Genomic DNA, 13198 nt, shown 5'->3' with positions numbered 1-13198 from the left:
GTAGGGACTGCGGGTAGAGCCTGCTAATATAACTGGTGAATACATCGGTGTTTGCAGGAATCTCCCACTTCAAACAGTCCGTTAGGACGTTAAGTGGTGAGTAGTTCAAAAATGGTGAGGAGTTTAATCTTTTTCACCTTGAATTAAATTTATTAATCTTTTTGTACATGCTTCTTGCGGATAGTTTTCATTAATAAATTTTTTTCTTAATTCTTTTGCTAAATTAGATTGTAAAGGATCATGTAGAACCTTTTTAATCGTACTAGTCACATCCTCCATAGAATGGTTTACAAGCCAATCTAGCGTATCGTAATATTTATAATCCCTTTCCTCTAATAAAGATTTATAAACAACTACAGGTTTGTCTAATAACATTGCCTCTAATCCTACTGTTGAATTTGAGATAACCACAAGATTCGCATGTAAAATAACATCATACATGTTCACTTCATTTGTTATATATTTAACATTTGGATATGTGTTACTTAACTTAATATATTCTCCTACTAGGTTGCGCCCTTTTTCCCAAGGATGAGGCTTTATAATAACCGTAATATTTTTGTCTTTTACTAGCTTTTCTGTCAGTTCGGTATAAAATGAAGTTTTAAATGGCTGGGTTGCAATAAAAACCACTTTTGTAGAGGTGTCTATTTTTAATTTATTAAAAAAATTCTTTTCATCCATATATACTCTATCAAAGATCTCATCATATCTGGGGTGCCCTAATATTTCAATTTGAGATTCAGTGACCCCTTTTTGAAGGTACCAACCTTCTTCATATTTCCCATATACGACCTGTTTTGTTGCGAAAACCGGAAAGTATGCTTCCTCTCCCATTATTGCGCCATGCTGCAAGCAATAACTTGGTATACCCTCACTACTTGAAAGAAAAGTAAGAGCTCTACTTGTTATATCTTCCGTAGTACCAACAATCACACCAGATATATCTTGTTCTTTAAAAATAAAATGAGCCATATTAAGTTTCTCAATCATGATAGGAAGGTCGCTGAGTAATTTTTTTTGAAAAAACGTGTTTGATAGTAGTGGGTGTTTATTAAACCTTAAAAAGATTTCTTTAGCTTTTTCTATATAAACATTTGCGTTATTAGAGGATTTATTTATATAATCTGGTGCACAAACTGTAGGAAGACCATAAAGTTCTGTTTTTTTTGATCTTGTTAATATCTTAGTTTGATTTGGATGAAAGTGGGTAAAATTACTTACTGAAAAACGGAGATAATCTGAATTTAGCAGGATTGTTCCATTTTTATTTTTTCTTTTTATTTTTGATTGAAATGCAGAAATTATTTTTTCAAAATCCAACTGTAACTGTGTTTCCGCTATTGGCTCAATTGACAATTGCTTGTAAAAATTATCATCTTTCATTTTATTTTTTATATCTTCATCTAAATATTGATAAAAATTACTCAGTAATGGCAAAGGAATGTTATAATGCTTTAACCCTGAAAAAATATTTATATACTCTAGATTTAATAGCCAGTAATTTTTCAAATAAATGTCACTCAATTTTTCACCCTCTTTTTTTTCTTAGATCTTCTCTTAATTCTTTGCATGTTCTTTGTGGTGGTAATAATTGCACAAATTCATTTTTTTCTTCTGCAAATAACTGTGCATGTATTGAATGAGGAGTAATATAATTAATATCTAAAATTTCATCTAAGGGATAAAAATCCCAATAGTGATTTAATCTCCAAAAGAAACGTGCATCTCCTATCCGGTAAAACTGAGGATCTTCATCCCAGTAAGAATTCCACCTTTTTTCAAGAATTGGTAAAACAGATGCTCTATGCATAATAGAACAATGATCAATGGTACATGGAGCATTATTTGTAATTTTTTTGGCAGGTCTTTCAACAGTTTTAATAGGCATATCTGATTCATCTATATGAATCGTTTTTGATGCAGAGTAAATAATTTGAACATCTTCATTCTCATCAAGATAACTAGACATCTTTTTCAAGCGTTCTTCTTCATATTGATTATCATCTGTAATATAAGTTATATATTCCCCTTTAGCATGCTTAAGTGCTTCATTAATTAAAGCCGCATATCTGACTTTTTTTGTCCTTTCAGAAATATGAGCTACATTACTTTTATAAAAATGTACATTTTCCTTATTTATAAATGGTTGAATAACCTTCTGGGTTATTTCATCTGAATTATCATCCATTATAAAAAGCTCAAAATCTTGAAAAGTTTGGTTTAATACACTTAATATCGATTTTTCAACAAACGCAGGCTTATTGTAACTTGTCATTATAACTGAAATTTTAGGCAAATATCCCTCTCCTCCTTATCAATAAATACAAAAACAGTTACGTTATTATATAAATAGAAAGGACAAACCGTTCCGATAATTTTAAAAAAGATTTCTTTACCTATAAAAAATTAATAGCGTTATTTATATTCACCTATATCCTTTTTTCTCCACTATAGTCCATACCATATCTATGAAAAAGTAATAAACTATTTAAAAGAAAGTGTTGATAAAGCTTTAATTATTATATTTCACTAGAAAAAACACATTCAATATTCTCAATAGAGGTGAAGTATTTGCAACCCAAAATATCAATTATCCTTACTAGTTATAATAAGCCGTCATTAATTAATCAAGTTATTGAAAGTGTTCTAAAGCAAACTTATAAAGAATGGGAACTTTTTATTATGGATGATAATTCCTGTCCAGAAACTATAAATGTCATAAAAAATTATCTAGAGGATCCTCGAATGACTTATAAGAATAGTTTTATACAAGATGGTGAACGATATAAAACTACAAGATATGCAACACTTATCAATGAGGCACTTCCATTAACATGTGGGGATTATATTTGCTATCTAACGGATGATACTATATACCTTCCAAACAGATTAGCTGAAATGTTATCTTTCTTAGAGAAACATCCTGAAATTGATGTAGTGTACTCTTCCCAATACGTAAAACATGTTGATTATAACTTACAACCTACAAATGAATTTGTGAGAGAAGCTTCGAAAATTTTATATACAGCTGCTAATGTTGTAGATCACTGTTCAGTTATGCATACTAAAAGAATATTAGTAAAAGTCTATGAAAAGTACCGTGAATATTGGGATACAAACCCTTTATATTGGTTTGTTGGAGATGCGATGTTTTGGAAACGCCTAAATACATTCCAACCTTTTTATCCCATTAACAAAGTGCTTGATATTACTTTTAAAACACCATTCTCTTTCCAAAACTTGTACGCTAACCTCCCTTCAAAAGATTTAAATGGTATTTTGTTCAGTAATTCACAGGGTGAAGTATTTTTAATTGATAATTTTAAACGTAGGCTCATTTCAAAAGAAATGCTTTCCTACTTCAAATATAATCAAAATGAAATTGTCTTAATTCCCGATCCATTTATCTACAAATATACAGAAGGACCACCCATAAGCCTTACAACATCAATACCAAATCTACGGGTTGTGCAAAATGAAAAAGGAGAATTATTTTATATAGAAAATAATCAAAAACGTCCATTTATTAACACTATAGCATTTCGCAAATTTAAATTTTCAATTCAAGATATTATTAAAGTTTCACAACGTAGTTTAGATCCATTTTTAGATGGACCACCTATATATCCAAATTTATCTAATTACACCATCCTTCCGGAAGGCAAAGTATTTATCTATCATCACAATTATTTCATAATGACAGATTCCATGCTTCATCCTATAGATAAAGACATATTGCAAAAACTTTATTTATTAAAGAACTGTATACCAATTTCAAAAAGTAATTTATCCTACTTTAAAATAGGCCCCCCTATTTCTTCATATCCCTCTCACTTTGTCGAAAAATACTTAGAATAGTACCCTTCTTATATTTAAAAGCATTTCTCATTAGAAGTTTTCTCATTAATAATTATTATCTAAAAGATACTACTTCTAAGAAAACTCTACTAGTCAAATGCTAACCAATAGAGTTTTCTTTTTTATCTAAGGATTCTTTTAAAAAGACAACAATTTTACTACAGTAATCCAGGACTGGTTTTTAATTTAAGTTACTGGATAGTATATAACTCTGGTGCGATATCCCTACCAGCTTTCATTCCAATAGCAACTCCATGATATAACGTCAAAGATAGAAGCTCTTAACTTAGGAATTTTAATTTTTTAAGTTTATACGATGGTCTTAGCTCAATGTACTTTGATATATAGGTCCACATCAATATGTTATTGCATCATATACTGAACACATAATTTAAATTATTTTTAAAAAGGATGATAAGGATGAATCTAGAAGATATACAAAAATCCTATGGCTTAATTGTAAGTTTAGGAGGGTTGTGTCAAGTCACCAACCAAATCAAAAGGCACCATTTAAGAACATTTTCTGGACCTTTAGATTGGTTTTATTATCCATCACTTTCAGATGTAAACAGGTTACTTCAAAATCGATTTGAAAAATTTATGAAGTTAGAAAATATGGTCATAGAAGGTTCAGAAAGTTACGGTCTTATTGAATCAGAATTTGATAATCAAACTAAATGGGCAGAAAGAATTACCTACTGTATAAAGGACACTTATTATAATTGTTTTTCAATGCATGACTTTCCTATTAACTCAGAAAAGGATTGGAAATCAACCTATCCTTCTTTTAAATCTAAATTAGGAACTAGAATTAATCGATTCCTTGAAAAAATAAATAGCAGTGAATCGATTTTATTCATTAGGATTTGGGGAAATCGAGATGAAGCAGTTGAATTACAAAACGTGTTATCCGAAATTACAAATAAGGATTTTAATATTCTTATTGTTAATTTTAAGGAGGGGATATCTAATATTGTTGTACAAAATTGGGGAATATCGAAGGTTTGTTCAATTGAACTCCCTCGTTATCAGGATAGATGGGAAGGTGATAATTCCGATTGGGATTATATTTTAAGCAAAATAACGTTAGCTTAATAATTTCCTTCTTACTTTTAACATGATTTTGCGGGTAAATTAAAATAGGTGTAGAGAAATACAATTCCCATTTAATTGATACACACTTAATTAATAAACCGTTCATATAATAATTCATAAGTCCTTCTTTATTGAATAAATGGTTCTTTACAAATTTAATTCAATCGCTAGAGCACCTTTATACAGTGCTCTTTTTTAAATTTATAGCATTTGACACTCCCAGCAGGTCCTACACCTTACGGTGTAACGGATGGGATTCTTGAATGACTAAGCATTCGCAGTCCATTTCTGTTTTGAACAGCCTTCAAGATGAGGGTGTGCCATCACCCCTCCTAAGACAGACCATATAGGTTCTTAGGCTGATTGACTATTACCGCCAACCACAGTTGCGTAGCGAATATTCATCGCCCCAACGATATCACGATGTTTCTCAAACCCACATTGGCATTTGTATTTCCTGTCTTGCGCCTTGTTCTTTTCAGAACATTTCGGACATGTTTGACTTGTATAAGAAGGGTTCACATATTCGACCTTTATGCCAACTAATGTCGCTTTGTACTCGATGAATTGTGCTAAACGATGGAATGACCAAGTGTGTAGATTTTTTTCGTTTTTACGGCTTGTTCGTGCCGTCTGTCTAATGTTTGTTAGTTGCTCTAATCGAATGACAGAAATATTATTATCCGTTGCAAAATCAACGATTACACGACTTACTTTGTGATCTTGGTCTTGCATCCATCTTTGTTCTTTATCATCAAGTTGACGAAGGGCATTCAGTTTCTTAGCTTCTCCTAACTTCTTGCGAACACTGCGAAACTTACGTTTCATAAATTTGTTTTGCCTACCGTTCCCGAAGAAACGAACTTTATCATCATCTGTGATGGCTACCGCAGGAACTTTAAGACCTAAGTCTACTCCTAAAATCTTTGTTCCCGTTTTTTCGTTTGTAGGAATCGTGACAGATATTTGAGCAATCCATTTAGCAGATTTCTTCGTGATACGGAGTGTACCTAACTTGTGCTTCAACAATTCAAAATTGCGATTATATTTGTCTATTAATAAAGCGCGAACCTTTAAACGAGTTGACTTTCCGTTTACCATAAACGGAATTGAAATGTGCGTGAAGTCAGATGAATAGTTTTGGTTATTCCATACACAAACAGGTCTTTTTAGAATCGGAACGATTTTGTATTTACTCTTTTTCACCTTTGTAGAAAACACACTTTTCGCATCTTTAATTGCTTGATTTTTCACCGCACTTGGGATATTGGCTTCAATATCCTTTGTACTTTTCTTCGTGCTTTTCTTTGATTCAACCATTTCAGATACAAGGGCATTAATGACTTTTATATACTCGTGGCTACTTTGTTCCAATAGCATGATTTGTTGTTTTGTTGGAAGCAATTTAACTTTAACTGTGATGGTTTGTGGCACAAGTTTCACCCCCTCGTTTTTTGATTTTCAACATAATGTTTTATTGTCTCACTTGATACATTTCCAGCAGTAGAAACAAAATAAGAACGCGTCCATAGGCTCGGCAAGTGTTGAAGATGAGGAAACTCTTCTCTCAAACGTTTTGATGTCACTCCTTTAATTTTTGCCATTGTATCAGCAGGACTAAGTGTTGGTGGTGTATTTAAGAACAAGTGAACATGGTCTTTGTCGCATTCCATTGCAACAATAGAAATATCCAATTTTCTACATATTTCTTGAACCAACTCCTTGAAACGTTCTTCTACTTTTTTGTTAAGAAAAATCTTTCTTCTGTATCGCGGGCAAAACACAAAATGATAGTTAATTAATGACACGGTTGTTTTGCTTCTTCTATAATTATTCATCATGTTCGCATCGTTTCAGTTGGATAACAAAACCGCAACATGAAAGATGAAAAAATAAAAGATACCAACATTTTGGATACTTAGAGTGCCACAAACCTTGCGGTTTTTAGTGCACTCCTTATCCAACCTCACTTTCATCCCATGCCTAAAGGCGAGGGGCTTTCTCGTTCGGGAAGGGCTGTAAAATGGAATATTTGTTTACTTTTCCTTTAAATAGTTAATTTCCTTCGCTATTCTTTTGCTAATTTCTTTAAAATCATTTTTACAATCAGCATGTTCTTCCTATTTAATATGTTAACGACTACTTACATCCATACTTCATCTTATTTTCAGTATAATTTTATCTTCTTAGATTTTTAATTATAAGCTTCTTCAATTCTCTTGATTTCCCTCCCCTTCTTTTATCTTACGAACAAGCAATTTCTTTCATTAGTATTAAATAAACTAAAGAATTGATTTTAAAATAATCTAATTTACATAAAATTGATGAGAAACTACAGTGCGTATTCTTCACGTTTAATCAGCATTTTAACTATAAATCTAACATATATTTTTTAGTTGATTGTCATTATGGTACAACCGTGTATACATTTATCAAACAAACTACATAGTTTAAATTAGTAAAATATATAGAGAGGAAGGAAATAAATCTATGAAAGTCATAATTTTGTGTGGTGGAAAAGGGCTCCGGATGCAAGGAATTTTAGAGGACATTCCCAAACCATTAGTTCGAGTTCAAGGAAAGCCTCTCCTCTTGCATATAATGAATTGGTATAGAAAATATGGACATTCTGATTTCATTTTGCCCTTAGGATATAAAGGTGAGAAAATTAAAGAATATTTTATGGACTTTAGCTGGAAAGAAAACGACTTTAGTTTAAATTGTAAAACCAGTCGATATACGCTACTTCAGGAATTAGAAAATTGGAATATACACTTTATAGATACAGGAATTGATACAATGACCGGATCAAGACTAAAAAAACTTGAATCCTTTGTACAAGATGAAACCTTTTTATTAACTTATGGTGACGGATTAGCCAATATAGATATTGATCAACTCATATCATTCCATAAAGAAAAAGGAAAGATTGCTACATTAACTGGAATTAAAAAAAATAGTCAATATGGTCTGTTGGCGGTCGAAGATGGAATTGCTATTGATTTTAAAGAAAAACCATTACTTGATGAAGTAATTAATGGCGGTTTTTTTGTATTTAACAAAGAAATATTTGATTATTTAGGTAATAGTGATGATTGTGTTCTAGAAGAAGATCCTCTTCGCAATTTAATAAAAGACAATGAGCTCGCAGTCTATGAACACAATGACTTTTGGGCTAGTGTCGATACACCTAAAGATTTAAAAACTGTAGATGAAAGTTGGAATCCTAATAAATTTTAGTGGAGAGGACTGAATAAGCGTTGAACTCTAATGATAAAAAAATAAGTTTACCTCGATTGTATATCCCCTCTAATGAGAAAATAGTTAACCCGCTTTCAACAGGAATTAAAGCTTCAAATCTTTCCAAAAAAAATACTCAAAAAAGAATTAATCCCCAATTCTATAATCAACAACATGATCTAAATAATCATTTCTGTGTCATTGTAGGTAGTGAATATGTCTTGAAAATCATTGCTTTACAGCAATCATTAATGCAGTACTCAGAAAAATTCACATTGTGGATTTGTTGTATAGACCCTTTTGCATATTCACTATTAAAAGAAATGAATTTAATTAATGTAAACCTTTTACAAGTTGAAGAATTAGAAGATAGTGAACTAAAAGCAATTAAGAGAAAAAGAAAAGTAAATGAATATTGTTGGACTTTAAAATCTGTCTTAATAGAATATTTATTGGTCAATTATGATTTACCATCTATTCTATATTGTGATGGTGATTTATGCTTTTTCTCTGATCCTAATATTATTTTTGAGGAATGGGGTGAATACTCTATTTTTCTTACCCCCCAAAGAGATCGTGATTGGGTAGAAAAAATGTATGGAAAATATCAGGCTGGTCTAATTGGATTTAAGAATGATCTCTATGGACTAAAAAGTGTAAGATGGTGGAAAAATAAATGTCTAGATTGGTGCAGTGCCGAGGCTGAGGAGGGGAAATTTGGAGACCAAAAGTATTTAGATTATATTCCTATATATTTTCCAAAAGTAAAAATTTCAAATAACTTAGGTATAAATGCTGCACCTTGGAACTGTATATATAATAACGATTATAAAATTGACAAGACTAAAAACGATATATTTATTGAAAACGACAAATTAGTTGTTTACCATTTTGCATGTATTACTATCTTTACTGAAAATGATTTTGATCTTTGGTCTTTGGGGGCAATTTCAATACCCAATAATATATTAAACCATATTTACACTCCGTATTTAGAAAGAATTCAATTTGTTTTAAATCAATTAAAAGATAAATTCAATAAAGATACTAAACAATTTTTAAGTAAAAAAGATATAAATAAAGCTCAAACCTTATATAAAGATTCACAATTAAGAAGAAAAATGAATCAATCCAATCATTTTATGAATTTTTCAATGATTATAAGTAAAGAACGATTAATTCAAGGATTGACCTCTTATTATTCCTTAGAAAATTTCAACGCCAAATTTACTGTATGGATCTGTTGTATGGATGATTTAACTTATCAAATATTAAAGAAATTAAAATTAAAGCACGCCATACTAATTCCGGTAAAAGATATTGAAAATCATGAACTCCTCAGTATAAAAAATGATAGAAGTTTACAAGAATATTGTTGGACATTAAAAGCCCCCCTATGTCTACATGTCCTGAGTCTTTATCCGGAAGTTGATCACATTATATATTGTGATGCTGATATGTATTTCTTTACAGCACCTAATATCATTCTTGATGAATGGTGGAAATACTCTGTATTCCTTTGCCCTCAAAGAAGCTCTACTGAAATTGAAAACATACACGGTATATATCAAGCTGGTTTAATAGGCTTCAAAAACGATCAAAATAGTAAAGAGATTTTAACATGGTGGAAAGATAAATGCCTAGAATATTGCAATAATCATTATGATGTTGAAATGAATAGATGGGGTGACCAAAAATATTTAAATCATATCCCTAACATCTTTTCTAATATAAAAATCATGACTCATAAAGGTATTGATGCAGCACCTTGGAATGTCATTTTAAATAGCAGTTCTATATCCAAAACAGATAACAAAGTTTTTATTGATCAAGATGAATTAATTGCTTTTCATTTTGGAAGTATGCAAATTATTAATCCAAATGAGTTCGATTTATGGAAACAAGAAACTTTAGAATTACCTCCAGCAGTTTTAGATTATATATACATTCCTTATATTGAACAATTGAATAAGACATGTCATACCCTTCATAATACTTTTCAAAAATTTCCCTCCTCTTTATTTACTGACCAAATTGATACAACAACAATAAAAAATTATTTTAAATACTCCTCCCCTCATCAAAATTAAGACTGATACTTTCCTTGTTTAAAAATACATCTTAATAAAGGATAGATTATCACTATGATTACTTCATTTAAAAATAAAACTTTCCTTATTACTGGTGGATACGGTTTTATTGGTTCTCACTTGGCACGAAGACTTTTAAATTTACAAGCAAGAATTGTTCTTTTTATAAGAACACCATCAAACTCTTGGAGACTAAAGGATATTCTAAAATATATTGAAACCTATGAAATAGATATACGAGATAAAAAGCAAGTTCAAGATGCAATAAAGAAAATTAATCCCGATTATATCTTTCACCTAGCAGCCTATGGTGTAAATTCTGCTCATACAGATTACATCCACGCTATAGAAACAAATATTTTAGGGACTTGTAACATTATTCAAGCAGCAAAATTTGTGAATTGTAAAAAAATCATCAATTTTGGGAGTAGTTCTGAATACGGTAACAAGATGGAACCTATTCATGAAAATATGTTACTAAACCCTGTAGATATCTATGGAAGTACCAAAGCTGCTGCTACTATACTCGCCCATCAAATTGCTAGCGAAAACAGCATTAATCTTATAACATTAAGACCTTTTGGCATATTCGGAGAAGGCGAGGAGCCACATAAAATTTTTAGCTATATAATCTTGCAAGTATTACAAAACAAAGAAGTAAATTTAACTTTATGTAATCAATTAAGAGATTATTGTTATATAGAAAATATAATAGATGCCTGTATCCTAGCAGTAGAAAATACTACTGTACAAAATGAAATTTTCAATATTGGGAGCGGCACTATTCACCCCTTAAAACATTATGTAGAATTATTATTCAAACATTTGAAAACTAATTCCAGACCAAATTACGGTGCAATTTCCTCTAGAACAAATGAAAGATGGGTTCCTGAAGCAGATGTCCAAAAAATAAAAAACTCTCTTTCCTGGGAACCTAAAATTAATATTGAAGAAGGAATTATAAAAACAGTTAATTGGTATAAAAATAATAAACATTTATACCTAACCCCCTAAAAATAGGGTACTAAAGGAGGTGGACTAATTGTTAAACCAAAACTTTAACGATGCTTTTTACGGAAAGACAATTTTAATTACTGGACATACTGGTTTTAAAGGTTCTTGGTTATCCCTATGGTTAAATGAATTAGGTGCTACTGTAATTGGATATTCGTTGGATCCTAAAACTAAAAATGATAACTTTAACATTACTAACCTTCAAAATAATATAATTGATATCCGTGGAGACATTAGAGATTTTAATAAATTAAATAAGGTTTTTACAGATTATAAACCTGAAATTGTATTCCATTTAGCTGCCCAACCTCTAGTTAAGTATTCATATGAATATCCTAGAGAAACATACGAGGTAAACGTTGTAGGAACTATGAATGTACTTGAGGCAATTCGATTACATGAATCAGCTAAAATAGGAATTATGGTGACAAGTGACAAGTGCTATGAAAATAAAGAATGGCCTTGGGGTTATCGTGAAATTGACCCTATGGGCGGTCATGACATATATAGCTCAAGCAAAGGATGCTGCGAACTTTTAATTTCTTCTTATCGAAATTCTTACTTTCCAGAAGAAAACTTTTCTCATCACAAGAAAATAATTGCAAGCGTTCGAGCTGGTAATGTAATTGGTGGCGGTGACTGGTCAATAGATAGAATTATTCCTGATTGTATACGAGCATTAGAGTCAAACAAAAAGATTATAATTAGAAACCCTACTGCTATTAGACCCTGGCAACATGTACTAGAACCCTTAAGCGGGTATTTACTCCTTACAGAAAAAATTATAAATAATGGTATCCTTTATTCAGGAGCATGGAACTTCGGACCATCCCTTAGCAATATTGTTCCAGTAGAAAAATTAGTGACCAGTTTACTAGATATTTGGGGCGGCGGGAATTGGACAGCAGAAAATATAGGTCCAATAAATTTTCATGAAGCAAATTTACTAAACCTTGATATTAGCAAAGCAAAATTCAATCTTGATTGGCAGCCAAAATGGTCCCTACAACAGACTTTAGAAAATACAATAGATTGGTATAAGCATTATAATTCTTACACCAGTACAGAGATGATAAATCTATGTGTTAGCCAAATTAAACAATATTGCATGCTTTGAATTACTCCCACTCACTCATACCTGCTGTGAGTTCCTTAAGTAAGGAGTCCTCTTGGCTAAAATAATAACAGACACATTAAATTTTATAGTCTAAATTATAAACCTACTATACCTAGAATGATGTAATCGTCCATTCACAAAGATTGTATTTCTTCGGTTATATTTTAAATAAATTATTGACTTTATACCGTATAAAAAAGGAATCACTAAAAAATATGTGATTCCTTTTTTATGAGAAAATAATGCCTTGATTTAACGACAATACAGTATATGCGATTATTAATTTATTTGTTCTAGTTATGAAAAAACTATCCCGGTCAAAAGAGCTTCGTCCAAAGAAACACCCCCTATTTTTTGTACTTATCCTACCCGAAAAGTAAATAAGGTATAAACTCCACTATTTATATCTGATATTTTAGAATTATACTGAGCTGTAACAATTTTATAATTCCACCCTTCTTGTAGCTATTCCACCAAGTTGCTTGCTAATATATTGAACCGATTGTTTACTATCACCAATGGTGATGAATTCATGACTTACTTATTCTATACACAAATAACTTTTAGAATCATCTTTTTAGAACAAGTCAAGGAGACTTTCTCTTTTATAAACTTTTTCCCCTACCAGTCTTTAATTTGTCTTTAATCAAAAATAAAAACAAACCTTCAAAACAGTACATCTTTTTTTGAAATCACATAATTTCCAAACATCAAAACTCTAAATGTTGATACTCGTTATATAATGAAACCCAGCTTTGAACTACCCCCACTTTCACTTCGT

At 31.0% G+C, this 13198-nt stretch carries 10 protein-coding genes; 6 read left to right on the top strand and 4 right to left on the bottom strand.

Going from position 1 to position 13198, the window contains the following annotated elements; all coding sequences use genetic code 11:
- Positions 1 to 123: 123 nt before the first annotated feature.
- On the bottom strand, positions 124 to 1527 hold the full coding sequence (locus RT27_RS30585) for a CDP-glycerol glycerophosphotransferase family protein (protein ID WP_043938924.1): 1404 nt from the start codon (positions 1525 to 1527) through the stop codon (positions 124 to 126).
- A 4-nt stretch (positions 1528 to 1531) separates the two neighbouring features.
- Positions 1532 to 2299, bottom strand: coding sequence for a glycosyltransferase family 2 protein (locus RT27_RS30580; protein ID WP_043938923.1), 768 nt, complete (start codon positions 2297 to 2299; stop codon positions 1532 to 1534).
- Between the two features lie 275 nt (positions 2300 to 2574).
- Here RT27_RS30580 and RT27_RS30575 point away from each other — a divergent pair, with 275 nt between their 5' ends.
- Both RT27_RS30575 and RT27_RS30570 read left to right on the top strand, forming a co-directional pair.
- Positions 2575 to 3861, top strand: coding sequence for a glycosyltransferase family 2 protein (locus tag RT27_RS30575; RefSeq protein ID WP_043938922.1), 1287 nt, complete (start codon positions 2575 to 2577; stop codon positions 3859 to 3861).
- A 420-nt stretch (positions 3862 to 4281) separates the two neighbouring features.
- Positions 4282 to 4956 carry a papain-like cysteine peptidase gene (locus RT27_RS30570; protein ID WP_043938920.1) on the top strand — a complete coding sequence of 225 codons (675 nt, stop codon included), beginning with the start codon at positions 4282 to 4284 and terminating at the stop codon, positions 4954 to 4956.
- Positions 4957 to 5310: 354 nt separating this feature from the next.
- Here the strand turns inward: RT27_RS30570 and RT27_RS30565 are convergent, their stop codons facing one another.
- Positions 5311 to 6390, bottom strand: a complete 1080-nt coding sequence (locus RT27_RS30565) for an RNA-guided endonuclease TnpB family protein (protein ID WP_043938918.1) — start codon at positions 6388 to 6390, stop codon at positions 5311 to 5313.
- Positions 6391 to 6395: 5 nt separating this feature from the next.
- Entirely contained in the window at positions 6396 to 6797 is a 402-nt protein-coding gene (tnpA, locus tag RT27_RS30560) for an IS200/IS605 family transposase (protein WP_043938917.1), read from the bottom strand.
- Positions 6798 to 7446: 649 nt separating this feature from the next.
- Here tnpA and RT27_RS30555 point away from each other — a divergent pair.
- The 4 genes from RT27_RS30555 to rfbG are packed head-to-tail and all read left to right on the top strand — an operon-like array spanning position 7447 to position 12417.
- A complete protein-coding gene (locus RT27_RS30555; RefSeq protein ID WP_043938915.1) occupies positions 7447 to 8196 on the top strand; it encodes a sugar phosphate nucleotidyltransferase in 750 nt (249 codons plus the stop codon).
- 20 nt (positions 8197 to 8216) lie between these two features.
- The gene (locus tag RT27_RS30550; RefSeq protein ID WP_043938914.1) at positions 8217 to 10286 is read left to right on the top strand and encodes a hypothetical protein; all 2070 of its coding nucleotides are present in this window, start codon (positions 8217 to 8219) and stop codon (positions 10284 to 10286) included.
- Between the two features lie 54 nt (positions 10287 to 10340).
- Positions 10341 to 11300 carry an SDR family NAD(P)-dependent oxidoreductase gene (locus RT27_RS30545; protein ID WP_043938912.1) on the top strand — a complete coding sequence of 320 codons (960 nt, stop codon included), beginning with the start codon at positions 10341 to 10343 and terminating at the stop codon, positions 11298 to 11300.
- Positions 11301 to 11328: 28 nt separating this feature from the next.
- A complete protein-coding gene (rfbG, locus tag RT27_RS30540) occupies positions 11329 to 12417 on the top strand; it encodes a CDP-glucose 4,6-dehydratase (protein ID WP_043938911.1) in 1089 nt (362 codons plus the stop codon).
- The last annotated feature ends 781 nt before the right edge of the window (positions 12418 to 13198 follow it).

It is taken from the genome of Bacillus sp. L_1B0_5, from assembly GCF_000836715.1.
In the GTDB taxonomy this organism is placed as follows: Bacteria; Bacillota; Bacilli; order Bacillales; family Bacillaceae_G; genus Bacillus_A; species Bacillus_A thuringiensis_S.
The sequence above is the reverse complement of the archived record's forward strand: the minus strand, read 5'-3'. Positions and strand labels throughout refer to the sequence as shown.